We start from the raw sequence: 26,829 nt of genomic DNA on the forward strand, positions 1-26,829 counted from the left end.
AAGTTGCCGCATAGACACAACACACAAACGCCCGTAGCCGTCCTGTCCCGGCGGGTGGACGCGGTTTGTCTTGCTGTTTCATGGATTTCTCGGCAGAATTTGATTCAGTTCGGCAACCCTCGAAGGACCTGTCATGGTCCGCCATGCGGCCGAGGGATCGTCTGATTCTGCGCCGTGGCTGGCCGGGCTGGCAGCCAGCACCCGTGTCAATGCCGCATTTACGGACTCTCTGATGAAAAATTTTAGCACAGGCGCTGCCTGGTCGCTCGCAGGCCGCCGTGCCGCCGCGGCCATGCTCGCCTGCCTGGCGGCGGGTTCCGCCCACGCCATCGAATGCCGTTTCCGTCCGAACGCGCCCGACCAGCATGTCGTGGTCAAGGGCGACACCCTGTGGGACATCTCCGGCGCCTTCCTCGAGCATCCGTGGTGCTGGCCCCAGGTGTGGGGCATGAACCGCGACGAGATCCGCAACCCGCACTGGATCTATCCCGGCCAGGTCGTGTATTTCGACCGCCGCGGCGGGCGCCTCACGCTGACCCGTCCCGGCGACCCCGATGCCGATGCCGGCCAGCCGCCGCTGGTGCGCCTGTCGCCCCAGCTGCGCACGGATGCGCTGGGGCCCGACGGCGCCGTGCCGGCGATTCCGTCCAGCGCGATCGAACCGTTCCTGACCCAGCCGCTGATCGTCGAGAACGATACCCTGGCGGGGGCGGCGCGCATCGCCGCCGTGCCCGAGAGCCGCGTCTACCTGGGCGAGGGCGACCGCATCTACGTGCGCGGCGACTTGAACGGCGCCACCAGCTTCCAGGTATTCCGGCCCGGGAAGGCGCTGGTCGATCCGGACACGGGCAGGACGATGGCCTACGAGGCCACCTTCACCGGCACGGCGCGCCTTGTCACGCCGGCCGGCAATGGCGCCGACGTGCACAGCTTCGTCGTCACCCGCTCGGTGCAGGAAATGGGCATCGGCGACCGGCTGCTGCCGGCCCCGCCGGCGGTGCCGCGCAACTACGTGCCGCACGTGCCGCAGCAAGCGGTGGCGGCGCGCGTGATGGCGGTGCCGTCGGAAGTGAACTACGCGTCCCAGCACCAGGTCGTGGCTGTCAACCGGGGCGCACTTGACGGACTCGACGTCGGCTCCGTGCTGCAGCTTTATCATCTGGGCCAGACCGTGAAGGATCCGGAAGGCCGCAGCAAGGGCCTGCTGGACTTCGCCGGCGCAACGCTGCGATTGCCGGACGAGCAGTATGGCGAACTGTTCGTCTTCCGGGTGTTCGGGCATGTCTCGTACGGCCTGGTCATGCAAGCGACGGTGCCGGTCCAGGTCGGCGACGTGGCGAAATCACCGGAGTAGTCGCTGGAGTAACTTAGGGAGTAACTTAGGGAGGCACTTAGCGTGCAGGACACGGCCCCGAGCAGCGGAAAGGACGACGAAGGACCTGGCGCTGCAGCCGGGCCCGCGCCTGCGCTTTCGCTTCCTCCCGCGCTTTCCCCTGCGGACTTGGCCGCCTGGCTGCGCCTGGACCGCACGCGCGGCGTGGGACCGCGCACCGCCGCCGGCCTGCTCGCCGCCTTCGGCAGCCTCGAGGCCATCTTCGCCGCCGCGCCCGAGGCGCTCGCCGTGCACGCCGGCCCGGCCCTGGCGCGCGCGCTGCTGCAGCCGCCGTCCCCCGACACCGTACGCCTCGTCGATGCCACGCTGCGCTGGCTCGACGCGCCCGGCCGTCACGTGCTGGCGCTGGGCACGCCCGGCTATCCGGCGCTGCTGGCGCAGATTCCCGATCCGCCGCTGCTGCTCTATATAAAAGGGCGCCTGCCGTTGCTGGCCGGGCCGTGCCTGGCGATCGTCGGCAGCCGCAACGCCAGCAACCAGGGCAAGGCGAACGCGCTGGCCTTCGCCGAGGCATTGTCGGCGGCGGGCGTGGCCATCGTGTCCGGCCTGGCGCTGGGCATCGACGCGGCCGCGCACGAGGGCGCGCTGCGCTGCGCCGGCGGCACCATCGCCGTGATCGGCACGGGGCCGGACCTGGTCTATCCGGCGCGCAACCGCGCCTTGTCCGAGCGGATCGCCGAGGAGGGCTGCATCGTCAGCGAATACGCGGTGGGCACGCCGCCGCTGCCCGCCAATTTCCCCAAGCGCAACCGCATCATCTCGGGCCTGGCCGCCGGCGTGCTGGTGGTCGAGGCGGCGGCGCAATCGGGCTCCCTGATCACGGCGCGCCAGGCGGCCGAGCAGGGGCGCGAGGTGTTCGCGATTCCCGGTTCCATCCATGCCGCATTGGCCAAGGGTTGCCACGAGTTGATCCGTGAGGGCGCCAAGCTGGTCGACACGGCGCACGACGTGCTCGAGGCGCTGGCGCTGTCGCCGCTGCTTGCCATGCAGTCTGCATCAACACGCACGCAGCCCGATGCCGCATGCATGGAGGAGGCAGCGGCGCATTCGTCGGATCCCTTGCTGGCCGCGCTGGGCCACGGCCCCGTCGACCCGGACGCGCTGCTCGCCGAACTCGATTGCAACGCGGGCGAATTGAGCGCGCGCCTGCTGCTGCTGGAGCTGTCGGGACAGGTCGAACGCCTGCCCGGCGGGCGCGTGCAGCGCCTCGTGAGCAGGCCGGAAATACAAGGAAACAAGGGCTGTGGACAGGCGGGAAACTAAGTGCGAAGCGAATAAGGCCGATAAACAACGTCGATGTTTGCGGGGCATGGGCGAGCACGTGCCAGACTTGTGCCCCATGGAGCTTAGCTGCTACAGTAGCGACACCATGTTCGACATCCTAGTCTATCTTTACGAGACGTATTACCGTCCCGACGCCTGCCCCGAGCCGGCTGCCCTGGCACGCAAGCTGTCCGCCGTCGGTTTCGACGATGTCGAAATTACCGAAGCGCTGGACTGGTTGCATGGACTGACCGAGATGGCCAGCGCGGTCGACCCGGCCCTCGAATCGAGCGGTACCCGTTTCTATATCGACCAGGAAGTCGACACCCTCGGCACCGCCGCCGTCGGCTTCATCCAGTTCTTGGAACTGGCCGGCCTGCTGTCGGCCTCGCAGCGCGAAATCGTCATCGAGCGCGCGCTGGCGCTGGACGAGGCGCCCGTCACGCTGGGCAAGCTCAAGATCATCGTCCTGATGCTCCTCTGGAGCCAGGGCAAGGAGCCGGACGCGCTCATGTTCGACGACCTGTTCGGCGCCGACGACGAAGACGCGGAACCGCGCCTGCTGCACTGAATACTGTCATGCATATAAGAAAAACGGGGCTGCGGCCCCGTTTTTTCTTGCATTGAAGAAATAAAAGGCGTAGTTTTCCTGGCAAGCGCGGGCGGCGGCCTTGAAGATCGTCCAGACAGCGTCTACTTGCGGATTGCGCGGCAACCCGCTTATCATTGGCCGCTAATTCGCCAAAGTTTCCAATAAGTTATCAAAGGGACGAGATCCCGGCCGGCCCGCGTCATGTATGATGCGCGAGCCCGCTTCATCGACCGAGTACGAGAACCCATATGACCAAAGCCCTCATCATTGCCGAAAAGCCTTCCGTGGCGAACGATATCGCCAAGGCGCTCGGCGGCTTTACCAAGCACGATGAGTATTTCGAATCCGACGACTACGTCCTGTCGTCCGCCGTCGGCCACCTGCTCGAGATCACGGTGCCCGAGGAATACGACGTCAAGCGCGGCAAGTGGAGCTTTACCCACCTGCCGATGATCCCGCCGTATTTCGCGCTGAATCCGATCGCCAAGACCGAATCGCGCCTCAAGGTGCTCAACAAGCTGATCAAGCGCAAGGACGTCGACACCCTGATCAACGCATGCGACGCGGGGCGCGAAGGGGAGCTGATCTTCCGCCTCATCGCCCAGAACGCCAAGGCCAAGCAGACCGTCAAGCGCCTGTGGCTGCAATCGATGACGCCGGCCGCGATCCGCGACGGCTTCGCCCACCTGCGCAGCGACCAGGAGATGATGCCGCTGGCCGATGCCGCGCGCTGCCGCTCGGAAGCCGACTGGCTGATCGGCATCAACGGCACCCGCGCGATGACCGCCTTCAACTCGAAGGAGGGCGGCTTCTTCCTGACGACCGTGGGCCGCGTGCAGACGCCGACGCTGTCGATCGTGGTCGAGCGCGAGGAAAAGATCCGCAAGTTCGTCCCGCGCGACTACTGGGAAGTGCGCGCCGAGTTCCGCTGCGCGGCCGGCACCTACGAGGGCCGCTGGCTCGACACCAAGTTCAAGAAGGACGAGAACGATCCGGAAAAGCGCGCCGAGCGCATCTGGAACAAGGCCGATGCGGAGGCCATCGTCGCCGCCTGCCTGGGCAAGCAGGGCAACGTCACCGAGGAGTCCAAGCCGACCACCTCGATGGCGCCGGCCCTGTTCGACCTGACCTCGCTGCAGCGCGAGGCCAACGGCCGCTTCGGCTTCTCGGCCAAGAACACGCTGGGCCTGGCCCAGGCGCTGTACGAGAAGCACAAGGTGCTGACCTATCCGCGTACCGATTCGCGCGCGCTGCCGGAAGACTACCTGGGCACCGTCAAGTCAACGCTGGAAGTGCTGAAGGAAAACGCGAACTACCACCAGTTCGCCAAGCAGATCCTCGACAAGGGCTGGGTCAAGCCGAACAAGCGCATCTTCGACAACAGCAAGATCTCGGACCACTTCGCGATCATCCCGACCGGCGTCGTGCCGAAGAATTTGTCCGAGCCGGAACAGAAGCTCTATGACCTGGTCACGCGCCGCTTCATGGCCGTGTTCTTCCCGGCTGCCGAGTTCCTCGTCACCACCCGCTTCACCGAAGTCCTGGGCCACCAGTTCAAGACCGAGGGCAAGGTGATGACCAACCCGGGCTGGATGGCCGTGTACGGCAAGGACACGAGCGCCGACGACAAGGACGGCGCCAGCCTGGTGCCGGTGGCCAAGGGCGAGAAGGTGCTGGCCGAGAAGGTCAATGCCAACGGCCTCGTCACCAAGCCGCCCGCACGCTACAACGAAGCGACGCTGCTGTCGGCGATGGAAGGCGCGGGCAAGCTGGTCGACTCCGACGAGCTGCGCGATGCCATGGCCGGCAAGGGCTTGGGTACGCCGGCGACGCGCGCCGCCATCATCGAAGGCCTGCTGACGGAAAAATACCTGCTGCGCGAAGGGCGCGAGATGATCCCGACCGCCAAGGCGTTCCAGCTGATGACGCTGCTGCGCGGTCTGGGCGTGAACGAATTGACGGCGCCGGAGCTGACGGGCGAGTGGGAATACAAGCTGTCGCAGATGGAAAAGGGCCAGATCACGCGCGACGAATTCATGCGCGAGATCGCCGAGATGACCGAAATCATCGTCAAGCGCGCCAAGGAATACAACAACGACACCATCCCGGGCGACTACGCGACCCTGACGACGCCGTGCCCGAACTGCGCCGGCGTGGTCAAGGAAAACTACCGCCGCTTCGCCTGCACCAAGTGCGATTTCTCGATGACCAAGGTGCCGGGCGGACGCCAGTTCGAGATCGAGGAAGTCGAGCAGCTGCTGAAGGACCGCACCATCGGCCCGCTGCAGGGCTTCCGCTCGAAGATGGGCCGTCCGTTCGCGGCGATCCTGCGCATCGTGCGCGACGAGGACATCCACAACTACAAGCTGGAATTCGACTTCGGCCAGGACCAGGACGAGGGAGAGGACGGCGAGGGCGTCGACTTCACGGGCCAGCCTGCGCTCGGTCCCTGCCCGAAGTGCAACGGCAACGTCTACGAGATGGGCCTGGCCTACGTCTGCGAAAAGACGGTGGCCAAGCCGAAGGGTTGCGACTTCCGCAGCAGCCGCATCATCCTGCAGCAGGAAATCCTGCCCGAGCAGATGGCCAAGCTCCTCAACGACGGCAAGACCGACCTGCTGCCGGGCTTCGTGTCGCAGCGCACCCGCCGCGCCTTCAAGGCCTACCTGGTGCGCGGCAAGGACGGCAAGATCAGCTTCGAGTTCGAGGAGCGCAAGGGCAAGCCGGCCGCGAAGGGCAAGGCCGCGGCCGCCGATGAAGGCGGCGACGGCGATACGGCGGTGGCGGTGAAGCCGGCTGCGAAAAAAGCGGCGGCGAAGACGGCGACCAAGACGGCCACGAAGACCGTGGCGGCCAAGAAACCGGCGGCGAAGAAGGCGCCGGCGAAGAAAGTCGCTGCCGAATAAGTCCTGCCGTCGTTCCCGCGCAGGCGGGAACCCATACCGAGTTGGCTAAAGATGCTCAGCATGGGTTCCCGCCTTCGCGGGAACGACGAGGTGGTTGGTCACCGTAGAAAATAAAAAAAACCGCGAGCCATCCGGCATCGCGGTTTTTTTTCATGCCCGCCGCATCCGCGGCAAGCACATTCCTCAATCGTCCTGCAACATCCTGATGGCCGCTTCCCCGTTGTGAATGGCCTTCACGCGCCGCACGACCTCGTTGCGCCACGCTTCGTCGGCATCCTGTTCGGCTTCGTCGCTGTCCACCAACAGGAGGCGCAGCAGTTCATGGCGGTCGGCGGCGGACAATTGCTGGATTTGTGCGGCCAGTTCTGCAACCGTGGTCATGGCGACTCCTGACATAGAATTGTTACCAGATCATAACGCGAGATTCACAAGATGTCGACAGGCAGCATATTGTCCGCCGGTTTACGGTCGATCAGCTTGTTGTCCGGGTCGATGCCGGCCCGCTCGGGGCGGCCGTCCACGACGAGGGTGACGGTCTGCTCAGGGCTGTCGACGCGGCGGCGTTCGCGCGCCAGCGGGACGCCGTCGGCACCGTCGACGCCGAACTCGATCCAGTCGTGCAGCGGCAGCGGCTGTTCCTCGCCCAGTTCGCCGGCGCGCACCTTGCCCGCGCTGGCGCGGATCGTCACCTCGTACTTGCCGTCCGGGCGGCGCCGCGCCTGGGCGCTGTCGGCGCGGTTCTCGTACAGGACGATCGATTCGAACAGGTCGTCGATCAGGTAGGCCTTGTCCGGCGGCGTGATGGCGCGCAGGCGCTGCACCAGGCTGGTGGCCGTCGGGTAGGGCGGCCCCTCGAAGGCGTAGGTGGCCAGCAGGTCGTGCAGCACGCCGTCGACGGCGTCCTCGCCCAGCAGGTCCTGCAGCAGGTACATCGCCAGGCTGCCCTTGTTGTAGTGGATGTACTGCTGGTCCTCGTTCTGCGCCAGCGGCAATTCCTTGCGGCGCTCGGTGGCGCGGCCCATCAGGTAGCGGTCGAGGTCGTAGCGCAGGAAGCGCCGCATGCGGTCGGCGCCGAAGGTCGCCTTCATCGTCATCAGCGCCGTGTACTCGGCCAAGCTTTCCGACAGCACGGTGGCGCCGCGCGTGTCCGCCGCCACGACCTGGTGGCCCCACCACTGGTGGCCGACCTCGTGCGCGCTGACGTAGTACGGATAGTCGATGTCCTTGCGAGACTCCGGGTCGACCTTGGCGATGAAGCCGGCGCTTTCCGAAAACGCGATGGTGGCCGGCGCCGCCTGCGCGTAGGCGCCATAGCGCGGGAACTCGGCGATGCGCAGCTCGCGGTGCTGGTAGGGGCTGAAGTGGCGCGCGCCGTAGGCCAGCGTGGCCTTGGCGCCGCGGATCATGCGGTCGATGTTGAATTCGTGGCCCGGATGGTAGTAGACGTCGATCAGGACGTCCTGCCAGCGGTCGTGGCGCACCTCGTAGCGGGCCGACTGGATCGTGTAGAAGTTCAGGATCGGCCGGTCGGCGCGGTAGCGGAAGTAGCGCCGGCCGCCGTTCATCCATTCCTGTTCCAGCACGCCCGGCGCCACCACGGTCTGGTCCAGGCTGGTGCTGACGACGGCGTCGAAGCGGATCCAGTCGGCGTCGTTGCCGAGGTAGTTGTTGGCCTGTGCCTTCGCGTCGTCGCGCGCGGCCATCGCTTCCTTCGGCGCCAGGCCGTGGCGCTTGCGGTCGCGTTCGTCGGACAGCTCGGCATGCGGCTGGTAGCCGATGCGCGGCAGGATCGCGTTGCTGAAGAAGGTGCCGTTGCCGACGACGGCCGTGTCGCGGCCCAGGCCGAGGATGCCGCCGGGCGCGTCGACCAGTTCGTAGTCCAGCGCCAGCTTCGCGCCCGGCGCCAGCGGCGTGACGAGGGCGTAGCGGTAGAAGCCGCGCTGCGGATCGGCCGTCACCTGGCGCGCCGCCTGCGAGAAGCGCGCCCGCAGCGTCGGGCCGGGTTGCTGGTACAGGACGATGTCGCGGATCGCCGCCGCCGTGCGGTTCTCGAGCTGGTAGGCGCCGCGCACGGACAGCGTGCGCGTGTCCGGCATGATGTCGGCCTGCAGGTTGACGTCGACGATGCGCGGCTGCGGCAGCGCGGCGAAGCGGCGGTAGCGCAGCTCGTATTCGGCGCGCAGTTCGTCCTTGTGCCAGTCGCTCTGGTACGCGCCCAGGTAGTCGAGGTTGTACCACAGCAGGGCGCCGCTGCCGGCCACCAGCACGATGCCCGCGCCGAACGCGGCCAGCACGCCCGTCGTCAGGCGCCGGCGGCCCTGGCGCAGGCGTTCGCGCAGGCTGTCGCTGACGCCGCGCGGCCACAGCACGAGGGCCAGCGTCAGCAGCAGCAGCGCCGCGCCGCCCCAGTAGGCGAGCAGCGCGCGCTGCAGCGCCAGGTAGTGGCCGAAGCCGTTCATCGCCGAATACGTCACGTCCGGCAGCGCCGCGTACCACAGCAGCGGGTGGTTCAGGCCGAAGCCGGCCAGCAGGATGCCGGCCACGTAGAACACGACGAGGACGAAGTAGGCGAGGAATTTGTGGTTGAGGATGGCCTGGGCGGCGATCGCCAGCACGGCCAGCAGCACGTAGCGCGGCAGCAGCACGCCGAACAGCGTGAACAGGTACAGGCCAGGCTCCAGCGTCACGTAGCCGCGCACCAGCTGGATCGCCATGCCCGTCACCATCGCGGTCAGCAGCAGCAGTACCTGCAGGCCGACGAGGGCCAGCGTCTTCGACGCCAGCGGCAGCCAGCTCGGCACCGGCAGCGCGTCGATCATCTGGCCCATGCGCGCCTCGCGCTCGCGCCACACCATCTCGCCGGCGTAGAAGGTCGTCACGACCAGGACGAAGGGGGCGAACAGGTCGCGGATCAGTTCGAGCACCATGTAGGTGACGGGATAGGTGGGGGTGCCGTAGATCGAGCCCAGGTTCAGCGATCCGACCGCCAGCAGCAGCACGCCGGCCAGCACGATGGCGGCGAAGTACACGTTCTTGACGGATTCGCGCAGGTTCAGCCAGGCGGCGCGGGCCAGCAGCAGCGCCAGGCTGCGGCCGGCGAAGTCGGGCGCCTCGTGCAGGTCGGCGCTGCCCGGATTGACGCGCGCGCCCGGGTCGCCGTCGGGGCGTGCCTGCGCGCGCCGTCCCGCCGGGGTGGCGACGAAGGTGAAGCGCCAGTAGCCGAGCAGCAGGGCCACGAGCGAGAACAGCGACCAGATCAGGCGGTTGACGAGGTAGACGCCTTCGAGCGGCACTTGCGCCGTGTTGCGCTCGGCGAGTGGCCAGTACTCCGTCAGGCGTGTCACGGCCGAGGTGCCGAACGGGTCGATCAGGGCGGCGAGGGTCTTGTAGTCGAGGTCGCGCGCCAGCGACGGCGCCACCAGGTAGCCGACCAGCATGACCACGCCCGTCACGTAGACGGGCAGCATGCGCCGCGTGAGGGCGGCCAGCACGAAGAAGATGGCGCCGAAGATGACGAGGTTGGGCAGCAGCGTCAGGAAGTAGGGGCGCAGGTAGCCGGCCACGGAATACGGGCCGATGCGCTGCGGGTCGACGCCGGGCACGAGGCCGCCCAGCAGCAGGCCGAGGGGGATCGCGGAGAACACCACGGCCAGCGTGGACAGCGCGCCCAGGAAGCGGCCGAACACGTAGGCGTGCTTGGGGATCGGCGCGCTGAAGAAGAAGTGGTGCATGTCGTGCTCGAAGTCCTGCTGCACGGCGCGGCCCATCATGGCCGCCGCCACGATCACGCCGAGCGAGCCGAGCAAGGCCATGCTGATCGCGAGCTGGCGCGGCGCATTGATGAATACGCGCCCGCCGAAATACACGTTCAATTCGCGGAAGGCGCCGCCGGCGGCGGCCATCCACAGCAGCGCCAGCGCCAGGAAAGCGAAGAAATAAATCCAGGTGGACGGCAGTTTCAGGCGCTGCCGGGCTTCGAAGCCGGCAATGGCGAACAGGGCGCGCATGGCCTCAGCAGTTCCCGGCCAGGTCGTTGTGGCGGCCGGCGATGGTGGCGAAGTACACGTCCTCGAGGGTCGGGTGGACCGGTTCGAAATCGTCGCCCGGGTAGCGGTCGGCGAACACGTGGATCAGCGGGCGGCCGCTCAACAGGCGCGTGGAGATCACCGTGTGGCGCTTCTGGAACGCGGCCAGTTCGCCCTTGCTGACGAAGCGCGCCCAGATCTTGCCCTCGATGCCCTCGGTCAGGCGCACCGGCTCGCCGCACAGCAGCACGTGGCCCTTGTTGATGATCGCCATGTTGGCGCACAGGTCGGCCACGTCGGACACGATGTGGGTCGACAGGATCACCGTCTTGTCCTCGGCGATGTCGGACAGCAGGTTGTGGAAGCGCACCCGCTCCTGCGGGTCGAGGCCGGCGGTGGGTTCGTCGACGATGATCAGCTGCGGGTCGCCCAGCAGGGCCTGGGCGATGCCGAAGCGCTGGCGCATGCCGCCGGAATAGGTGCCCAGGCGCTGGTTGCGCACCTCGAACAGATTGGTCTGCTGCAGCAGCGCGTCGACGATCTCGCGCCGGCGCGTGCGGTTCGACAAGCCCTTCAGCTGGGCGAAATGGTCGAGCAGTTCGTAGGCGGTGACCTTCGGATAGACGCCGAAGTCCTGCGGCAGGTAACCGAGCAGGCGGCGCACGGCGTCCTTTTCGTCGAGCACGTCGATATCGTCGAGGAACACCGAGCCGCTGTCGCACTCCTGCAGCGTGGCCAGGATCCGCATCAGGGTCGACTTGCCGGCGCCGTTCGGGCCCAGCAGGCCGAACATCCCGGGCGGGATGCTCAGCGTGACCTTGTCCAGCGCGACCGTGCCGTTGGCATAGGTCTTGGACAAATTGCGGATTTCTAATTCCATGGAGACTCCTGGTCCGGTAAGGCGCGCGCATGGCAGCAAGCAGAGCTGTGAGAATGCGCGTATTTCATGACTATTGCATTGTATTAAAAACGAACGGTCGAGGCAGCAGCCATGCGATACACGGGCATTTTGCCCGCCCAGAGTGCAAAAAAGCGGGACAGGACGCAGGGGAAACGCGCTGACAGAATACGCGACAGTAAAAACTCTGTCCACTTTGTCAACATTGGCCGAAATAACACGCGGCCGCGAAGGCGGTAAACATGCATAATGCAGGCATGGACACCCTCATCAAGGACAAGATCCTGGCGGTCACGCGCCAGGGCCGTACCCGGGCCGAGTCGACCGACTGGTTCCGCGTCGCCGTCGGCCTGCATTACCTGGCCGGCCTGATGACCAAGGAAACCATCGACTTCAAGCAGGTCGACCGCGACTACAACCGCTTCATCTACCACGTCATCGGCGGCGGCCACACGATCACCAGCATCCTGCAGTTCATGAGCGGCAAGGGGGTGCTGCCGATCGTGCAGTCGGAGCGCTTCGTGCAGGCGTTCACGTCCTGCTGCCCGGCCGTGCCCCAGGATTCGATCCCCTTCCTGCTCGAACTGAACCTCGGCGTGGCCAAGAACATCTCGAAGCTCGAGGTCGAAGGACCGCTGCACGACTGGCTGCAGCAGCAGAAGCAGGGCGGACAGGGCGCGGCCCCCGAAGGCATATAATGGAGGCTTGTGGAATAACACCCCAAGGCAAGTCATGGCAGATGCAACACGACACATCAATCCCCTCGACCACCTGATCGTCGGCCTGGACAAGGCGCTGCGCGTGGTGGGCGGCGTGGCCAAGGCCGGCCGTCCGAACCCGGGCCTGGCGGCCCCGGACGCCGAGATGAATGCACAGGAACAGCGCCACAGCGCCGGCCTGATGCGCGTGAACCACGTCGGCGAAGTGTGCGCCCAGGCGCTCTACGATTCCCAGGGCCTGCAGGCCTCCACGCCCGCGCTGCGCGCCCAGTTCGCCCAGGCCGGCCGCGAGGAAGAAGACCACCTGGCCTGGACTGCCCAGCGCCTGTCGGAACTCGGTTCCCGGACCAGCCTGCTGAACCCGCTGTGGTATGCCGGCGCCTTCGCGATCGGCACCGTGGCCGCGCGCATGGGCGACGCCGTCAGCCTCGGCTTCGTGGTCGAGACCGAGCGCCAGGTCGAGACCCACCTGGACAGCCACCTCGACCAGCTGCCGCCGCAGGACGCCAAGTCGCGCGCCATCGTCACGCAGATGCGCGACGACGAGGTCGAGCACGCCAGCCGGGCCCAGGCTCTGGGCGCGGCCGAACTGCCGCTGCCGGTCAAGATGCTGATGCGGGCGATGGGCAAGGTCATGACGACGACCGCGTATCACATCTAAGCGCTGCACGAAAACCGTCGCCCCTGCGCAGGCAGGGGCCCAATTTTGCATGCGGCACGACAGCGCATCGAAATTAGGCCCCTGCCTGCGCAGGGGCGACGTTGTTTGGCGGTGCCGGTTGATCAGCCTTCGACGATCTCGAACGAGTGCGTGATCTCGGCCGTCTTGGCCAGCATGATCGACGCCGAGCAGTACTTGTCGTGCGACAGGTTGACGGCGCGTTCCACGGCCGCTTCCTTCAGGTTGCGGCCCGTGACCGTGAAGTGGAAGTGGATCTTGGTGAACACCTTCGGGTCGCTGTCGGCCCGTTCGGCCTTGAGCGTCACGTCGCAGCCGCGCACGTCCTCGCGGCCGCGTTTCAGGATCAGCACCACGTCGTAGGCCGTGCAGCCGCCGGTACCCAGCAGCACCATTTCCATCGGACGCGGCGCCAGGTTGTGGCCGCCGCCCTCGGGCGCCCCATCCATGCTGACCATGTGGCCGGAACCGGTCTCGGCCCGGAAGCTCATCCCGGTCGGGCCGTTCCAGCTGACTTTGACTTCCATCGCTTGCTCCATCGTGGATTGTGTGTGAAGACATGCATTCTAAGCCAGCGCCCATCCTTGCGCTGGCAAGCCCCTCAGACCGCCAGCACGTAGCGCTCGCTCTTCATGCGCCAGCTGGCGAAGGCGACCGCCGCCAGCGCCGCCACGCTCGAGCAGGCGAAGGTCAGCACGAAGGGCAGCATGCCCAGCTCTCCGACCTTGGCCGTCTCGCGCAGCAGCGTCTGGTTCGACAGCATCGGCACCAGGTACATCCAGGTGGCCGTCTTGAGGTCCAGCATGGACACGGCGATACCCGGGATCATCGGCAGCAGCATCACGAAGGTCAGCACGCTCTGCGCTTCCTTGAACGACTTCGCGTTCATCGCCACCGCGATCTGCAGGCCGGCCGCGAACAGCGACAGCGGCACCGAGGCCAGGCACACGAGCAGCAGGGCGCTCCAGGTGACGCGCCAGGACATGCCGATTTCCTCCAGAGGCAGCCAGGACAGGATCGCATGCGCCAGCATCAGTTCGAGCGTGATGCCGACGATGGCGATCAGGGCCGCCGCCAGCCATTTGCCGGTGACCAGTTCCCAGGCCGCGGCCGGCTGCGCCATCAGCACTTCGAGCGAGCGGCGTTCGCGTTCGCCGGCGGTGCTGTCGACGGCCGCCGACAGGCCGCACACGAAGGCGGGGAAGAACAGGAAGCCGAGGATGCCGCCGATCACGCCGGCCGAGCGCGCGGCATTGCTGCCGGTGTCGTAGCGCTGCAGGTCGACGGGCGACATGGTGGCCGGCGACACGCCGTGCGCCAGCAGGCGCGCGCTGGCGATGTTCGATTCGTAGGCGCGCAGCACGTCCTCGATGTCGCGCCGGCCATCCTGATCGGCGGCCGTGTCGTACCACAGCTCGATGCGCGCCGGCCGCATGGCCTGGTAGTCGGCGGCGAATTTCTCCGGCAGGCGCAGCACGGCGGCGACCTTGCGCGAGCGCAGCAGCTCGCCGATCGCCGGCTCGTCCAGAGCGGCCGTCTCCTGCAGTTCGATGTTCTTCTGCTTGAGCTGGGACATCAGCGTGGGCGCCTGGGCGCCGCCGATGACGGCCAGCTTGATGCCTTCGCGCTCGGGGCGGGTGGCGCGGTCGATCTGCTGGTTCAGGATGTAGCCCAGCATGATCGGGTACATCAGCGTGAACAGCGCCAGTACGCCCAGCGAGCGCTTGTCGCGCAGGGTTTCGCGGAACTCCTTCAGGAAGACGATGAGGAACCTTGGCTTCATGCGGCGATCCCCTCGTCGGTGCCGACCAGGGACACGAAGGCGTCCTCCAGGTTGGCGATGCCGGTGCGCCGGCACAGTTCCTGCGGCGTGCCCTGGGCCACCGTATGGCCCTTGGCGATCACGATCACGTCGTCGCACAGGTGGGTCACTTCCTGCATCACGTGGGTCGCCATGACGACGCAGCAGCCCTGGTCGCGCAGGGCCGCCAGCGCATGGCGCACGGCGCGCGTGCTCATCACGTCCAGGCCGCGCGTGGGCTCGTCCAGCAGCAGGTGGCGCGGCCGGTGCAGCAGCGCGCGCGCCAGCGCGACCTTGATGCGCTGGCCCTGCGAGAAGCCCTTGCTGCGGCGCTCCAGGATGTCGTCCATCGACAGCATCTGCGACACCTCGTCGATGCGCTCGCGCAGCGCGCTGCCGGCCATGCCGTTCAGCTCCCCGAAATACGTCAGGTATTCGCGCGTCGACAGGCGCTCGTACAGGCCGAACTGGTCGGTCAGGAAGCCGATGTTGGCGCGCACGCGCATCGGATCCCGTTCCGGGTCGACGTCGTCCACGAGGATGGTGCCGTGGTCGCGCCTGAGCATGCCGACCAGGGTGCGCAGCAGCGTGGTCTTGCCGGCGCCGTTGGGGCCGAGCAGGGCCGTGATGTGGCCGTCGCGCGCCTGGAAACTGACCCCGCCGAGCGCCTGCACGGCACCGAACTGCTTGCGGACTTCGTTGGCTTCGATCATAAGTCGTCGTTATGTCTACGTTTACGGTTGCGGCCCGGCGCTGCCGAGCTGGAAGGTGGGGGCAGGGATCTCGTTCAGGCAGCTGCCGTCGACGGGCTTCCCGGGCTGGTCGAGGAAGGCGCGCAGCAGGCGCGGCGCGCAGCCGAGCTGCGAGACGCCGTGGCCGACGTTGGCGACGACCAGCTGCTGGGCATGCGCCATGTGGCGCGCCGCACTGGCCGCGCGGTGCGGCGGCGTGACCGGGTCGAGGGCGCCGGACAGCAGCAGGGCCGGGGCCTCGATGCGCGTCGGCGCGACATACGGCACGGCCGGCACGTTCATCGCCTGGCACAGGCCGCGCATGCGCACGGTCAGCTCCTTCGTCAGCGGCGAGGCATCCTGCGCGGCCAGCGCCGGCGTCAAGCGCGGCACGTCCTCGGCGCAGACGACGGCCAGGTGCATCAGCGTGGCGGGCGAGGCGTCCGGCGCGAAGTCGGCGGCCAGGTTGCGGCGCGCGACGAACGGCTGCCAGCGGCCTGCGAAGGCGCTGTGCACGAGGAAGGGCAGGCGGCGCGCGTCGGCCGGGGCGTACAGCATGTTGCGCACCGTGTCGAGCAGGCGCGCGCTCGTCATCGTGACGTCGACCTGGCGCGCGGTGCGCGGGTCGGGCAAATTCAGCTTGAGCGGGGTGGCATCGAGCTTGCCCACCAGGGCCGCGAAGTCGGCGCGCAGGGTCGGATAGGCGGCGCGGCAGGCGGCATCCTTGGCGCATTGCTCGAACAGGCGGTCGAGCGCGGCCTGGCTGTCGCGCCCGCCGGCGGGGATCACCTGCTCGGGCGCGGCCACGCCGTCCAGTATCAGCGCGCGCACGCTGGCCGGATAGGCGCGCGCATACACCTGGCCGAGACGGGTGCCGTAGGAGCCGCCCCAGAGATTGATCTTGCCGTAGCCGAGCGCACGGCGCACGGCCTCGATGTCGCGCGCCGCATTGGTTGTCGTGTAGGCCGCGAACGGCGCCTTGCTGGACTTGATGCAGCGCCGCAGTTCCGCATCGACCTCGTCGTCGCTGAGCTGGACGTCTTCCTCGAGACCGGACTTGCATTCGAGCCGGCCCGACAGGCCCGTGCCGCGCTGGTCGATGAACACGATGTCGCGGGTGGCGCGCACGCGCTTGAATGCGGTGGCGAGCAGGGGCAGCACGTCGCTGCCCGCTTCGCCGGGACCGCCCGCCAGCACGAACACGGGGTCCGGCTGCGCCCCTTCGCGCAGCGCCGGGGCGATCGTCACGTGCAGGGACAGCGTGGCCGGCTGGCCCGGCTGCAGGGGCACGGGCAGCTTCAGGCAACGCAGGGATTCCTCGACGCCGGGCAGGTGGCAGGCATGCGGTTCGGGATGGGCGGCGGCAGGCGTCGCCGCCGAGGACTGGCCGCCGCACAGCAGCAGGAGCGCCAGCAGCGCTCCCCGGATCGGACTTGATTTCACGAGCTCTCCTCTTCGATGCCGATCATAGTAGTTTGCTATTCTTTTGGCGGTCAATTGAAAGTTGCAAAATTGCATGATCCAGTGTTCCGGGAACAAGCCGCTTGCGCTGCCTCCAAGGGCGGCGGGCAGGCGACGGCTGGCTTGACTGGTGCGTGGAAAATCGGCTATGATCGCAGGCTTTCCATTTGCTCAGGAAAAGACAATAAGGCCGAGTCCGCGAGTCCGGCAGCATCGACCCCGCGGAACCACCATTTGAGCATTTACACCTATATATAGGAAGTCAACATGAAAACTTTTTCCGCTAAGGGCCATGAAGTCCAGCGCGATTGGTACGTGATTGACGCGACGGACAAAGTCCTCGGACGTGTTGCCAGCGAAGTGGCACTCCGACTGCGCGGCAAACACAAGCCCGAATTCACTCCGCACGTCGACACCGGCGATTTCATCGTCGTCGTCAATGCAGGCAAGCTGCGCGTGACCGGCACCAAGGCCACCGCGAAGACCTACTACCGTCACTCGGGCTACCCGGGCGGTATCTACGAAACCAACTTCCTGAAAATGCAACAGCGCTTCCCGGGCCGTGCCCTGGAAAAGGCCGTCAAAGGCATGCTGCCGAAGGGCCCGCTGGGCTACGCCATGATCAAGAAGCTGAAAGTGTACGCGGAAGGCACCCACCCGCACGCTGCCCAGCAACCCAAAGCACTCGAACTGTAAGGAATTGCCATGATCGGTAACTACAACTACGGCACCGGCCGTCGCAAGAGTGCAGTGGCCCGTGTGTTCATCAAGGCTGGCACCGGCCAGATCATCGTGAACGGCAAACCGGCCGCCGAATACTTCTCGCGCGAAACCGGCCTGATGGTCATCCGTCAACCGCTGGAACTGACCGGCAACGTCGAGCGTTTCGACATCAAGGTCAACGTGCACGGCGGCGGCGAGTCCGGCCAGGCAGGTGCAGTGCGCCACGGCATCACCCGCGCGCTGATCGACTACGACGCAGGCCTGAAGGGCGACCTGGCACGTGCCGGTTTCGTCACCCGTGACGCCCGTGAAGTCGAGCGTAAGAAAGTTGGTCTGCGCAAAGCACGTCGCGCAAAGCAATTCTCGAAGCGTTAATTGGATTGCAGCACCTCGGTGCTGCTCCCAAACAAAAAGCCGCCCGCTGCAAAGCCGGCGGCTTTTTTGTTTATCTGCTTGCCCCCGGCGGTCCGCGCCGCGCCAGCGCGACCAGGCCGATACCCAGCGCCGCCCACAGCATGCGCTTGCGGTTCGGATAGCATTCGATGTGGCGCGTGTAGAAGCTCGACACGATCGCTTCATTGCCCCAGGTGCCGCGCACGGCGCCGGTGCCGGGAATCGGTGCGAACAGGTTGTCGACGCCGTCGTCCGGCGTGTTTTCCGTCTGCAGCCGGAAGCCGGCGCCGCGCGCGAGCATCAGCTTGTCGACCAGTCCCGGACTGAGCTTCTCCAGGAAGATCGCCATCGCCGCCTGGCCGCCGACGACCAGGTTGCGGCGCGGGTGCGTGGCTGCGAACAGGATGGTCTCGGCCACCACTTCCGGTGCGTAGATCGGCGGGATCGGCCTGGACTGGTGCCCGCCCAGCTTGGCACGGGCGTTGTGGAAGAACGGTGTGTCGAGGAAGCCGGGCTGGATCAGCGTCACCGTGATCGGCATCTCTTCGCGCATCAGGTCCAGCCGGATGCTGTCGGTGAAGCCCGCGATGCCGTGCTTGGACGCCACGTAGGCGGAGTGCAGGGGCACCGCCCGGTTCGATGCCGCCGATCCCATGTTGATGATGGTGCCGCTGCGCTGGCGCCGCATCGGGCCCAGTGCCGCCTTCACGCCGTAGATCTGGCCCATCAGGTTGACCTGGATGATGCGGTCGAGTTCTTCGATCGTCATGTCCAGTACCGAGGCGTGCTCGTTCACTGCAGCATTGTTGAGCCAGGTGTCGATGTGGCCGAAGCGTTGCACCGCTTGCTCGGCCAGGCGCTCGACCTGGGGCCACTCGGCGACGTCGGTGACGACCACGTGCGCCTGGCCGCCGCTGGCCTCGATCTGCGTCGCGACGTGCTCGAGTGCATCGCGGTTGCGTGCCGCCAGTACCACGCGGGCCCCCTTGGCGCCGAAGGCGAGGGCGCTGGCGCGGCCGATACCGCTGGACGCACCCGTGATGACGACGACTTGCTCGGCGATCGGCTTCATGCGCTCTCCTGTTTTTTGTTGCGATGCAGCGGATGCTAGCATTGCCACCCCGACCGGCGCGCGCGGCTGCCTCACGGGAATATACGGGCGGCGCCAGCCAGTGCAATGCAACACAAGCGGGAGCAGCCTGCTAGAATTGCGGGCTCGTACGGGAATGACTCTTTATTACCAAGAAGGAATAGACATGATCAAAGTTGGCATCGTTGGCGGAACCGGTTACACGGGGGTAGAACTGCTGCGCCTGCTCGCAGCCCATCCGGAAACGGAGCTGACCGCCATTACGTCGCGCAAGGAAGACGGCCTGCCCGTCGCCGACATGTTCCCGTCGCTGCGCGGCCATGTCGACATCGCCTTCTCGAGCCCGGACAAGGCCGACCTGAAGCAGTGCGACGTGGTGTTCTTTGCCACCCCGCACGGCGTCGCGATGGCCCAGGCGCCCGAGCTGCTGGCCGCCGGCGTCAAGGTGATCGACCTGGCCGCCGACTTCCGCCTGAAGGACCAGGCGACCTTCGAGAAGTGGTACAAGATCCCGCACACCGCGCCGGAACTGCTGGAAGAGGCCGTCTATGGCCTGCCCGAGCTGAACCGCGAGGACATCAAGAACGCGCGCCTGATCGCCAACCCGGGCTGCTACCCGACCACGATGCAGCTGGGCTTCTATCCGCTGCTGAAAGCCGGCATCATCGATGCGGGCAGCCTGATCGCCGATGCCAAGTCGGGCGTGTCCGGCGCCGGCCGCAAGGCCGAGATCGGCACGCTGTTTTCGGAGGCGAGCGACAACTTCAAGGCCTACGGCGTGCATGGCCACCGCCACACCCCGGAAACCTCGGCCCAGCTGCAGCGCTACACCGAACAGCAGGTCGGCCTGATCTTCACCCCGCACCTGGTGCCGATGATCCGCGGCATGCACGCGACGCTGTACGCGCGCCTGAACAAGGATATTTCCAACGAGGCACTGCAGCAGCTGTTCGAGGAGCAGTACAAGGACGCCGAGTTCGTCGACGTCATGCCGTTCGCCTCGCACCCGGAAACCCGTTCGACGCGCGGCTCGAACATGCTGCGCATCGCGCTGCACCGCCCGGACAACGGCAATACCGTCGTGATCCTGGTCGTGCAGGACAACCTGGTCAAGGGCGCCTCGGGCCAGGCCGTGCAGTGCATGAACCTGATGTTCGGCCTGCCGGAAAGCATGGGCCTGAAGCAGATCGCGCTGCTGCCGTAATCTGCTCGATCCGCAACACATCGACGCGGCGTCTTCCCTGGGGGAGACGCCGCGTTGTTTTTTGGCAAGGTTTGGCGACAAGATGCAGATCAAGGCGAGCCGGATGGGGGACGGTAAATTGTCCGTTGCACCATTTCTTTCCGGATCTCATTGCGAGGGGATTGCCATGTTCGGTCGTAACGCAAAAAGCGAAATCGATAGCCTGATCGGTATTTCCGCGCGCATCGAAGGAGACCTGGTCTTCACCGGAGGCCTGCGCATCGACGGCGAAGTGCACGGCAACGTGCTGGCCGGCGGCGATACCGACAGCGTGCTGATCGTCTCGGAACATGCGCGCATCGAGGGAGAGGTGCGCTGCGCCAACCTGGTCGTCAACGGCTCGATCGCGGGTACCGTATATTGCTCCGAGCTACTTGAATTGCAGCCGAAAGGCCGCATACATGGTGATGTCCATTACCGCCTGCTCGAAATGCACGGCGGCGCGCTCGTCACGGGCAAGCTGACCCACCAGCCCGAATTGCTGACCGAAGAACCCGTGTTCCACCTCGGGGTGGCCCCTGAAGGTGCGCCAGCATGACTTGCGCCAACGGTCTATAATGGACGAAATCCGTAATCCAATCAGGAGTTTATCCATGAATGCAGTCGCCGACGTGCAAGAGTCGCAAGACACCACCATCCCGTCGCCCATCATCTTCACCGACAGCGCCGCAGACAAAGTCGCCCAGCTGATCGAAGAAGAAGGCAACCCCGACCTGAAGCTGCGCGTCTTCGTGCAGGGCGGCGGCTGCTCGGGCTTCCAGTACGGCTTCACCTTCGACGAAATCGTCAACGACGACGACACGACGATGGAAAAGAACGGCGTCCAGCTGCTGATCGACTCGATGAGCTACCAGTACCTGGTCGGCGCCGAGATCGACTACAAGGACGACCTCGAAGGCGCCCAGTTCGTCATCAAGAACCCGAACGCCACCTCGACCTGCGGCTGCGGTTCCTCGTTCTCCGCCTGATCGACGTTTCGTCCCATTGAATGGCCGCCCCGGCATTGCCGCGGCGGCCGTTTTCGTTTCTGGTGTTGTTATTTCCAGACCCGTATTGGTACCTGGGCCAGAACGGCCAGGAGTGCGACGCGACAGGGGGCGGGCCGTCTTTCCTTGCGCGTGATGCGCAGGCGGCAGGGGGGGAGCGCCGAAGTGGCTCGTCGCTTTCAAGAAGCTCGCGTTGCAAGCGAGTGCGGTGGATGCGTTCGCGCTCCGGAGATGGCATGGAGCGCCGTGCACGAGAAATGACGGGCCTGTTCACGTAGGGTGGGCACCATGTGCCCACCAGTGTGCGCGTTACCGGGATACGCGTTCAGTTGATCTCGGTGACGAACTGGTCGCGCGGGCGGCGCACCTTCGGCAGGTCGACCAGCCAGTCGGCGTCGGCCTTGCGGTAGCCCAACGGCAGCATCACGACGCTACGCAGGTTGCGCTCGCGCAGCTTCAGGATGCCGTCGACGGCGGCCGGATCGAAGCCTTCCATCGGGGTCGCATCGACTTCCTCGAAGGCGGCCGCGATGACGGCCGCGCCGAAGCCGATGTACGCCTGGCGCGCCGCGTGTTCGAAGTTCACCTGCTCGCCGCGGCCCGGATAGGTCGACAGCAGTTGCTGGCGATACGCTTCCCAGCCTTCGTTGCGGAAGCCGCGCACTTCGTTGGTCAGGTCGAACATGTGGTTGATGCGCTCGGCCGTGTAGTCGTCCCAGGCGGCGAACACGAGCAGGTGCGACGCATCCGTCACTTGCGCCTGGTTCCACGCCACTTCGCGGATCTGCGCGCGCAGGGCCGGATTCTTGATGACGAAGATTTCATACGGTTGCAGGCCGGACGAGGTCGGCGCCAGGCGGGCCGCCTCGATGATGCGTTCGATCTTGTCTTCGGCGACCGGACGGGTCGGATCCATCGCCTTGGTGGCGTAGCGCCATTGCAGTTTATTCAGTAATTCCATTGCGGACCTCGTTAATAATGGGTGACAGCATTGTATTCCCTCTTCACCAAGCAATAAACTAGGAGGTCAGCAAATGATTTGTTCGTGAAAGGTGAAGATGGGGCGCAGGTTCGATCACTTGTCGGATGTCGAAGTATTGCTCAGCGTGGTCGAGCATGGCTCGTTCAGTGCCGCGGCAGTGGTACTCTCGACCACGGCTTCGGTGCTGAGCCGCGCCGTCGCGCGGCTGGAGAGCCGCCTGGGTGCCCAATTGCTCAGGCGGACCACGCGCAGCCTGAGCCTCACCGACGCGGTCCGGCGCTATGCCGACGACGTACGCGTCGCCTTCAGCCAGATCGAGCAGGCCGAGCAGGCCATCCGCAGCACGACGCTGCAACTGAGTGGCAAGGTGCGCATGAGCGTGTCGAACAGCTACGGCCAGCAGCGCCTGGCGCCCTTGCTGGCCGCCTATGCGCGCGCCTATCCGCTGGTCGAGCTGGAGGTGGACATCAGCAACCGCCTCGTCGACCTGGTCGCCGAGGGCTTTGACCTGGCGATCCGCTCGGGTCCCATCCCCAACAGCAGCCTGGTGGCGCGCCCGATCGAGGTATCGCCGCTGTGCCTGATCGCGTCGCCGGAGTACGTGGAGGCCGCCGGGCCGCTGTCCAGCCTCGACGACCTGGCGCGCCAGCGCTGCCTCGCCTTCATCCGCCCCAGCACCGGCCGAGTGATTCCCTGGCAGCTGCGCGGCGGCGGCCGCGACATCGACTGGATCCCGCCGGCCAGCGTCACCGTGTCGACCGATGCGCTGGGCGTGGTATGGCTGGCCGAGCAGGGCATGGGCATCGCGCTGTGTCCGCGCATGTTCGTGGAAGCCAGCCTGGCGGCCGGGCGCCTCGTCGAGGTGCTGCCGGGCCTGGGCGGGCGCACGCGTACCGTGTCCGTCATCTATCCAGCTCATCGCGGCTTGTCAGCGGCGTCGCGGGCGTTGATCGAGATGTTGTTGGCGTCGTGTCCTGTGCAGCCGGCGGTGCGGGCTCGCTGATAAAGAGCATTACGAGAAGGACGACCTGCGGACGATGTCCGGCTTGCAATAAAAGTAATAGACTCGTAAGCTGAACCGTAAGACCGTCAGCTATCGGCCAGAAGCGGACTTTGCTGAGCAACCTCTTTCCCAACTTGAACTGGGTGACCGCATATGGCAGACAGGAGTCGGGTGAACGATGCGCTTGGGGGCTTTTACGAGTGGGGGGCGACCTTGGGAATACATTCACGCTGTGCTTGTGCATCAGGGGCTTGAGAGCTCGGATATACAGACTATTAACGAACTCTGGGCCGAGGTAACTGATGCGAAGTACTGGCGGGAACCAAGGTTTCAAACTTCTGATGCACTGATTCGTCAAGAGTTAGAGCGGACGTATCCGTGGTTGAGTAAGCGCGCGGTTGACTCATTGATTCGTGGCGCGTCATACGAGTGGAAATAGAAAACTTCGTTCGCTTCGGGTCGAAGACTGCCGTACATTGAACGGCAGCAGTCGGCCAGAAACGAACCTCTTGCGATCATCAAAACGACCTGTTACGGAAAACGACCTACGATGGGAAAACTGTCGCTATCCGGTCTTGAGGCCGAGTTTCGTTCATTGGCTGAGCAACTGGATGTAGAGCCATACTACAAAGCATTTCATACGTCTCCGCAGCATGATGGGACGCCCCATGTTGAGATGAGGTCCGGAAAGTTTGAGTTCGTGGTAACTGAGCGTGGCTCGGAGCTTGAAAGGATATCGGGGCTTGACAATGATGAGGTTCTGTACCTGCTTTTTGCGGGGATCACTTCGATCATGGCCACTTCGTACGAATTACGCAATCGAAAGCCGACTGGTGATGGCAGGGCTGTGTGGTTCCCATATCAAGAGAAGTTAATGGCAGATTTGAGACCATCTTGGGGATTACGGCTGAAAGTAGAGCACGAACAAATCCTGCAGAAGTTCCCGTTCGGGCAATGACACTCGTCTTCTGTTGGAGAGAAAACAGTCTGCTGCACCTCATATGGTGAACGTCTGAAATGGGTCGATTGTGGTCCTTCAGTAGAGACCGCCTCCTGCCATGGGCGAACATTCGGAATCGATCCGCGTCATAGGTGGATACCTGCGGTTATCCCAAGTGATCGGTATCGATTTCGCCGTTGCCTACCGGTGCATCGCATGGCTGTCCTGGGCGCCGAACTTGGTAATCGCTGAAATCTATCTCCGGCAAGGCGCTCGACCACGTTCCGATATGCGGCACGATGCTCTGCATCGCTGGCATGAATGAGGCAGAGGGTGAGAATGCCATATCTCGCCCAAGGAAACGGTTGGCCCATCACTGGCCAGGAGCACCGGCTCCCGGCGGTAACGTCTGCCGGATCACGCCGGATACAGCGCCCCCAGCACCCGCAGCCCCGCCGCGCCCGTGACGGCCGGCAGATTGCCCGGCTGGCGCCGCATGAAGCGGTAGCCGAGCCAGGCGAAGGCGAGGGCTTCGACGCGGTTCGGCGCCACGCCCAGCGTCTCGGTGGACGCTACCGGGACCTTGCCGCCGAGGGCGGCGGCGATGTCGCGCAGCAGCATGGCGTTGTAGGCGCCGCCGCCGCACACGTAGACGGCGTGCGGGGCCTGTCCTCCCGTTTCCTGGCGGATCGCGTCGGCGATCGAGACGGCCGTCAAACGCGTCAGCGTCGCCTGCACGTCGGCCGGGGCCAGGCCCGGATGGCGCGACAGCCTGGCGTCGAGCCAGTCGGCATGGAACAGGTCGCGGCCCGTGCTCTTGGGCGGCGGCTGGCGGAAGAAGGGTTCGTCGAGCAGCGTGTGCAGCAGGGCGTTGTCGACGCGGCCGCTGGCGGCCCAGGCGCCGTCCTCGTCGTAGGGCTTGCCCAGGTGGCGGGCGATCCACAAGTCCATCAGGACGTTGCCCGGTCCCGTGTCGTAGCCGCCGATGCGGCCGTCGCCGTGCAGCACGCTGATATTGCCGATGCCGCCGATGTTCACCACCACCCGCACCTGGCCGCGCTTGCCGAAGCGGGCTTCGTGGAAGGCCGGCACCAGCGGGGCGCCCTGGCCGCCGGCCGCGACGTCGCGGCTGCGGAAGTCGGCGATCACGTCGACGCCCGTCAGCTCGGCCAGCAGGGCCGGGTTGTTGGTCTGGCGCGTGAAGCCCAGTTCGGGGCGGTGGCGGATGGTCTGGCCGTGCACGGCGACGGCGCGCACGGGGCCCGGCGCCTTGGCCAGCAGCGCCTGCACGCACTCGGCGTAGCAGTGCGCCAGCGCGTTGGCGGCCAGCGCTTCGCGTTCCAGCTCGTTGGCGCTGGCGGCTTGCAAGGCCATCAGCTCGGCGCGCAATTCGGCAGGGAAGGGGGCGAAGGCGGCGTCCAGCGTGCGGATGCCACGGCCGGAGAAGTCGGCGAGCACGCCGTCCACGCCGTCCAGGCTGGTGCCGGACATCAGGCCGATGTAGAGAGTGGAAGCAGCCATGGTCTGTTCTATCTATATTGGTCGGGTGGGCGCATGGTGCCCACCCGACGGGGCTCCAAAAGCAAAACGCCTTGCTCCGCGGGCGGGGCAAGGCGTTCTTGTCGGGGCTGGATCGGATCAGCGGGCAGCCATCGCGCCGCCGGCCGGGGTCAGCAGCGAGAAGCGGTGCGACATGTCGGCCGCCGCGGTGCGGAAGCGGTTCAGTTCGCCCGTCGTCAGCGGCTGTTGCTGCAGGTTCTTCAGCTTCATCGGGTCCGTTGCCTGGCCGCCGATGCGGAATTCGTAGTGCAGGTGCGGGCCGGTGGCCCAGCCGGTGGAACCGACGTAGCCGATCACGTCGCCCTGGGCGACCTTCTGGCCCTTGCGCAGGTTCGAGGCGAAGCGGCTCATGTGGCCGTAGGCGGTGCTGTAGTTCGACCAGTGCTTCAGGACGACCATGTTGCCGTAGCCGTTCGAGACGCCGACGAAGTCCACGGTGCCGTCGCCGGAAGCGCGGATCGGGGTGCCCGACGGCGCGGCCATGTCGACGCCCTTGTGCTGCTTCCAGGTGCCGAACACCGGGTGCACGCGCATCGAGAAGCCCGAGGAAATACGGTTGAACGCGACCGGGGATTTCAGGAAGGCTTTCTTCAGCGACTTGCCGTCCAGGCTGTAGTAGCCGCCTTGCTTGGTGACCGGGTCTTCATACCAGACGGACTGGTAGGCCACGCCGCGGTTGATGAACTCGCCCGCCAGCACGCGGCCGGTCTTGACCATCTCGCCGTCCATCCAGAAGGTTTCGTAGACGACGTTGAAACGGTCGCCGCGCTTCAGGTCGCCGCGGAAGTCGATATTGGTCGAGAACATCTCGATGATCTGGTTGACCACCGAATCCGGGATCTGGGCGCCGTCGGTATTCGCGTCGGTGGCGGCGTACAGCGAGGTCGAGATCTCGCGCGAACGCATCTCGACGCGGCGTTCCAGCTGGGCCGGGGCCAGGTCGGAGACGAATTTCTCGCCCTTGCGGGTGACGGTGATGGTCTTGAATTCGTTGCTGTTCGACGGCACGGTAGCGCGCAGCGTCAGCAGCATGCCGTTTTCGTCGGTCTCGGCTTGCACGCGCTTGCCGGTTTTCAGGGAGAGGATGGCGCGGGCCGTCTTGTCGGAGCGGACGAAGGCCTGGGCTTGCTGGTCTTCGATGCCGAGGCGGGTGAACACGGAAGCCAGGGAATCGCCCGGGCGGATGCGTTCTTCGCGGATGAATTGCTGTTCGTCTTGCTGGAGGGCGGCGATCTGGTCGGCCAGGTTCGGCAGTTGCAGGTCCTGGGAGATCGACTTGACCGGCATGTCGGCGGGATCGGGCGCGATCGGGGCGACTGCGGTGGCACCGAACGCGCACAGGGCCAGTGCTGCAGTGCCGCCGGCAACGATGCGGGTCTTGCGGCTCGTCTCGGCAAGGCCGAACCAGCGCTTGCCGGTGATTTTCTGTATAGGGTTCATG

24 protein-coding genes are annotated in these 26,829 nt (G+C 65.9%); 13 read left to right on the forward strand and 11 right to left on the reverse strand.

The annotated features are described in order from the left end of the window. Positions 1–232 precede the first annotated feature (232 nt). From QPK32_RS22500 to QPK32_RS22515, 4 genes are all read left to right on the forward strand, one after another. Positions 233–1,354 carry a LysM peptidoglycan-binding domain-containing protein gene (locus QPK32_RS22500; RefSeq protein ID WP_290415017.1) on the forward strand — a complete coding sequence of 374 codons (1,122 nt, stop codon included), beginning with the start codon at positions 233–235 and terminating at the stop codon, positions 1,352–1,354. A 147-nt stretch (positions 1,355–1,501) separates the two neighbouring features. Next, positions 1,502–2,656, forward strand: coding sequence for a DNA-processing protein DprA (gene dprA / locus QPK32_RS22505; protein WP_290415018.1), 1,155 nt, complete (start codon positions 1,502–1,504; stop codon positions 2,654–2,656). A gap of 106 nt (positions 2,657–2,762) precedes the next feature. Next, on the forward strand, positions 2,763–3,227 hold the full coding sequence (locus QPK32_RS22510) for a DUF494 family protein (protein WP_290415019.1): 465 nt from the start codon (positions 2,763–2,765) through the stop codon (positions 3,225–3,227). Positions 3,228–3,496: 269 nt separating this feature from the next. Continuing rightward, positions 3,497–6,154, forward strand: a complete 2,658-nt coding sequence (locus tag QPK32_RS22515; RefSeq protein WP_290415020.1) for a DNA topoisomerase III — start codon at positions 3,497–3,499, stop codon at positions 6,152–6,154. A gap of 183 nt (positions 6,155–6,337) precedes the next feature. On the opposite strand, the gene QPK32_RS22520 is transcribed toward QPK32_RS22515, so the two are convergent. From QPK32_RS22520 to QPK32_RS22530, 3 genes are read right to left on the reverse strand one after another with little or no spacing between them, the layout of a single operon-like run. Continuing rightward, on the reverse strand, positions 6,338–6,535 hold the full coding sequence (locus QPK32_RS22520) for an addiction module protein (RefSeq protein WP_290415021.1): 198 nt from the start codon (positions 6,533–6,535) through the stop codon (positions 6,338–6,340). A gap of 44 nt (positions 6,536–6,579) precedes the next feature. Further along, positions 6,580–10,161: a M1 family aminopeptidase gene (locus tag QPK32_RS22525; RefSeq protein ID WP_290415022.1), complete on the reverse strand. Its 3,582-nt coding sequence runs from the start codon at positions 10,159–10,161 to the stop codon at positions 6,580–6,582. 4 nt (positions 10,162–10,165) lie between these two features. Next, a complete protein-coding gene (locus QPK32_RS22530; RefSeq protein ID WP_290415023.1) occupies positions 10,166–11,059 on the reverse strand; it encodes an ABC transporter ATP-binding protein in 894 nt (297 codons plus the stop codon). A 260-nt stretch (positions 11,060–11,319) separates the two neighbouring features. Here QPK32_RS22530 and QPK32_RS22535 point away from each other — a divergent pair, with 260 nt between their 5' ends. Beyond that, positions 11,320–11,775: a hypothetical protein gene (locus QPK32_RS22535; protein ID WP_290415024.1), complete on the forward strand. Its 456-nt coding sequence runs from the start codon at positions 11,320–11,322 to the stop codon at positions 11,773–11,775. 34 nt (positions 11,776–11,809) lie between these two features. Next, the gene (gene coq7 / locus QPK32_RS22540) at positions 11,810–12,457 is read left to right on the forward strand and encodes a 2-polyprenyl-3-methyl-6-methoxy-1,4-benzoquinone monooxygenase (protein WP_290415025.1); all 648 of its coding nucleotides are present in this window, start codon (positions 11,810–11,812) and stop codon (positions 12,455–12,457) included. 122 nt (positions 12,458–12,579) lie between these two features. Here the strand turns inward: coq7 and QPK32_RS22545 are convergent, their stop codons facing one another. The 4 genes from QPK32_RS22545 to QPK32_RS22560 all read right to left on the reverse strand — a co-directional run bounded on the left by QPK32_RS22545 (position 12,580) and on the right by QPK32_RS22560 (position 16,450). Next, positions 12,580–13,002, reverse strand: a complete 423-nt coding sequence (locus tag QPK32_RS22545; protein ID WP_290415026.1) for an OsmC family protein — start codon at positions 13,000–13,002, stop codon at positions 12,580–12,582. Positions 13,003–13,076: 74 nt separating this feature from the next. Then, on the reverse strand, positions 13,077–14,258 hold the full coding sequence (locus QPK32_RS22550) for an ABC transporter permease (RefSeq protein WP_290415027.1): 1,182 nt from the start codon (positions 14,256–14,258) through the stop codon (positions 13,077–13,079). Further along, positions 14,255–14,989: an ATP-binding cassette domain-containing protein gene (locus QPK32_RS22555; protein WP_290415028.1), complete on the reverse strand. Its 735-nt coding sequence runs from the start codon at positions 14,987–14,989 to the stop codon at positions 14,255–14,257. The genes QPK32_RS22550 and QPK32_RS22555 overlap by 4 nt, the downstream gene beginning before the upstream one ends. Positions 14,990–15,010: 21 nt before the next feature. Further along, positions 15,011–16,450 carry an alpha/beta fold hydrolase gene (locus tag QPK32_RS22560; RefSeq protein WP_290415029.1) on the reverse strand — a complete coding sequence of 480 codons (1,440 nt, stop codon included), beginning with the start codon at positions 16,448–16,450 and terminating at the stop codon, positions 15,011–15,013. A gap of 285 nt (positions 16,451–16,735) precedes the next feature. On the opposite strand from QPK32_RS22560, the gene rplM reads away from it, so the two are divergent. Then, entirely contained in the window at positions 16,736–17,164 is a 429-nt protein-coding gene (gene rplM / locus QPK32_RS22565) for a 50S ribosomal protein L13 (RefSeq protein ID WP_290415030.1), read from the forward strand. A gap of 9 nt (positions 17,165–17,173) precedes the next feature. After that, complete coding sequence (gene rpsI, locus QPK32_RS22570) at positions 17,174–17,566, forward strand: 30S ribosomal protein S9 (protein WP_028102305.1); 393 nt, start codon at positions 17,174–17,176, stop codon at positions 17,564–17,566. A 70-nt stretch (positions 17,567–17,636) separates the two neighbouring features. Here the strand turns inward: rpsI and QPK32_RS22575 are convergent, their stop codons facing one another. Further along, positions 17,637–18,656: an SDR family oxidoreductase gene (locus tag QPK32_RS22575; RefSeq protein WP_290415031.1), complete on the reverse strand. Its 1,020-nt coding sequence runs from the start codon at positions 18,654–18,656 to the stop codon at positions 17,637–17,639. Between the two features lie 184 nt (positions 18,657–18,840). On the opposite strand from QPK32_RS22575, the gene argC reads away from it, so the two are divergent. From argC to erpA, 3 genes are all read left to right on the forward strand, one after another. Beyond that, positions 18,841–19,878, forward strand: coding sequence for an N-acetyl-gamma-glutamyl-phosphate reductase (gene argC, locus QPK32_RS22580; protein WP_290415032.1), 1,038 nt, complete (start codon positions 18,841–18,843; stop codon positions 19,876–19,878). Positions 19,879–20,044: 166 nt separating this feature from the next. Next, positions 20,045–20,455, forward strand: coding sequence for a polymer-forming cytoskeletal protein (locus QPK32_RS22585; RefSeq protein WP_290415053.1), 411 nt, complete (start codon positions 20,045–20,047; stop codon positions 20,453–20,455). A gap of 55 nt (positions 20,456–20,510) precedes the next feature. Continuing rightward, the gene (erpA, locus tag QPK32_RS22590; protein WP_290415033.1) at positions 20,511–20,885 is read left to right on the forward strand and encodes an iron-sulfur cluster insertion protein ErpA; all 375 of its coding nucleotides are present in this window, start codon (positions 20,511–20,513) and stop codon (positions 20,883–20,885) included. Between the two features lie 343 nt (positions 20,886–21,228). On the opposite strand, the gene QPK32_RS22595 is transcribed toward erpA, so the two are convergent. Continuing rightward, complete coding sequence (locus tag QPK32_RS22595; RefSeq protein WP_290415034.1) at positions 21,229–21,864, reverse strand: NAD(P)H-dependent oxidoreductase; 636 nt, start codon at positions 21,862–21,864, stop codon at positions 21,229–21,231. Positions 21,865–21,982: 118 nt separating this feature from the next. Here QPK32_RS22595 and QPK32_RS22600 point away from each other — a divergent pair, with 118 nt between their 5' ends. Both QPK32_RS22600 and QPK32_RS22605 read left to right on the forward strand, forming a co-directional pair. Beyond that, on the forward strand, positions 21,983–22,888 hold the full coding sequence (locus tag QPK32_RS22600; protein WP_308632645.1) for a LysR family transcriptional regulator: 906 nt from the start codon (positions 21,983–21,985) through the stop codon (positions 22,886–22,888). Between the two features lie 550 nt (positions 22,889–23,438). After that, the gene (locus QPK32_RS22605; RefSeq protein ID WP_290415036.1) at positions 23,439–23,846 is read left to right on the forward strand and encodes an Imm63 family immunity protein; all 408 of its coding nucleotides are present in this window, start codon (positions 23,439–23,441) and stop codon (positions 23,844–23,846) included. A 399-nt stretch (positions 23,847–24,245) separates the two neighbouring features. Here QPK32_RS22605 and QPK32_RS22610 read toward each other — a convergent pair whose 3' ends face one another. Then, positions 24,246–25,349, reverse strand: coding sequence for an anhydro-N-acetylmuramic acid kinase (locus QPK32_RS22610; protein WP_290415037.1), 1,104 nt, complete (start codon positions 25,347–25,349; stop codon positions 24,246–24,248). A gap of 117 nt (positions 25,350–25,466) precedes the next feature. Continuing rightward, complete coding sequence (locus QPK32_RS22615) at positions 25,467–26,828, reverse strand: M23 family metallopeptidase (RefSeq protein ID WP_290415038.1); 1,362 nt, start codon at positions 26,826–26,828, stop codon at positions 25,467–25,469. Position 26,829 lies beyond the last annotated feature (1 nt).

Source organism: Massilia sp. YIM B02763 (genome assembly GCF_030412015.1).
Taxonomy (GTDB): Bacteria; Pseudomonadota; Gammaproteobacteria; order Burkholderiales; family Burkholderiaceae_D; genus Telluria.

Excerpts from the sequence above, each read along its gene's own strand:
- QPK32_RS22500 (WP_290415017.1), top strand. The coding sequence starts at position 233 with ATGAAAAATTTTAGCACAGGCGCTGCCTGGTCGCTCGCAGGCCGCCGT.
- QPK32_RS22510 (WP_290415019.1), top strand. The coding sequence starts at position 2,763 with ATGTTCGACATCCTAGTCTATCTTTACGAGACGTATTACCGTCCCGAC.
- QPK32_RS22515 (WP_290415020.1), top strand. The coding sequence starts at position 3,497 with ATGACCAAAGCCCTCATCATTGCCGAAAAGCCTTCCGTGGCGAACGAT.
- QPK32_RS22520 (WP_290415021.1), bottom strand. The coding sequence starts at position 6,535 with ATGACCACGGTTGCAGAACTGGCCGCACAAATCCAGCAATTGTCCGCC.
- QPK32_RS22525 (WP_290415022.1), bottom strand. The coding sequence starts at position 10,161 with ATGCGCGCCCTGTTCGCCATTGCCGGCTTCGAAGCCCGGCAGCGCCTG.
- QPK32_RS22530 (WP_290415023.1), bottom strand. The coding sequence starts at position 11,059 with ATGGAATTAGAAATCCGCAATTTGTCCAAGACCTATGCCAACGGCACG.
- QPK32_RS22535 (WP_290415024.1), top strand. The coding sequence starts at position 11,320 with ATGCATAATGCAGGCATGGACACCCTCATCAAGGACAAGATCCTGGCG.
- coq7 (WP_290415025.1), top strand. The coding sequence starts at position 11,810 with ATGGCAGATGCAACACGACACATCAATCCCCTCGACCACCTGATCGTC.
- QPK32_RS22545 (WP_290415026.1), bottom strand. The coding sequence starts at position 13,002 with ATGGAAGTCAAAGTCAGCTGGAACGGCCCGACCGGGATGAGCTTCCGG.
- QPK32_RS22550 (WP_290415027.1), bottom strand. The coding sequence starts at position 14,258 with ATGAAGCCAAGGTTCCTCATCGTCTTCCTGAAGGAGTTCCGCGAAACC.
- QPK32_RS22555 (WP_290415028.1), bottom strand. The coding sequence starts at position 14,989 with ATGATCGAAGCCAACGAAGTCCGCAAGCAGTTCGGTGCCGTGCAGGCG.
- rplM (WP_290415030.1), top strand. The coding sequence starts at position 16,736 with ATGAAAACTTTTTCCGCTAAGGGCCATGAAGTCCAGCGCGATTGGTAC.
- rpsI (WP_028102305.1), top strand. The coding sequence starts at position 17,174 with ATGATCGGTAACTACAACTACGGCACCGGCCGTCGCAAGAGTGCAGTG.
- QPK32_RS22575 (WP_290415031.1), bottom strand. The coding sequence starts at position 18,656 with ATGAAGCCGATCGCCGAGCAAGTCGTCGTCATCACGGGTGCGTCCAGC.
- argC (WP_290415032.1), top strand. The coding sequence starts at position 18,841 with ATGATCAAAGTTGGCATCGTTGGCGGAACCGGTTACACGGGGGTAGAA.
- QPK32_RS22585 (WP_290415053.1), top strand. The coding sequence starts at position 20,045 with ATGTTCGGTCGTAACGCAAAAAGCGAAATCGATAGCCTGATCGGTATT.
- erpA (WP_290415033.1), top strand. The coding sequence starts at position 20,511 with ATGAATGCAGTCGCCGACGTGCAAGAGTCGCAAGACACCACCATCCCG.
- QPK32_RS22595 (WP_290415034.1), bottom strand. The coding sequence starts at position 21,864 with ATGGAATTACTGAATAAACTGCAATGGCGCTACGCCACCAAGGCGATG.
- QPK32_RS22605 (WP_290415036.1), top strand. The coding sequence starts at position 23,439 with ATGGGAAAACTGTCGCTATCCGGTCTTGAGGCCGAGTTTCGTTCATTG.
- QPK32_RS22610 (WP_290415037.1), bottom strand. The coding sequence starts at position 25,349 with ATGGCTGCTTCCACTCTCTACATCGGCCTGATGTCCGGCACCAGCCTG.
- QPK32_RS22615 (WP_290415038.1), bottom strand. The coding sequence starts at position 26,828 with ATGAACCCTATACAGAAAATCACCGGCAAGCGCTGGTTCGGCCTTGCC.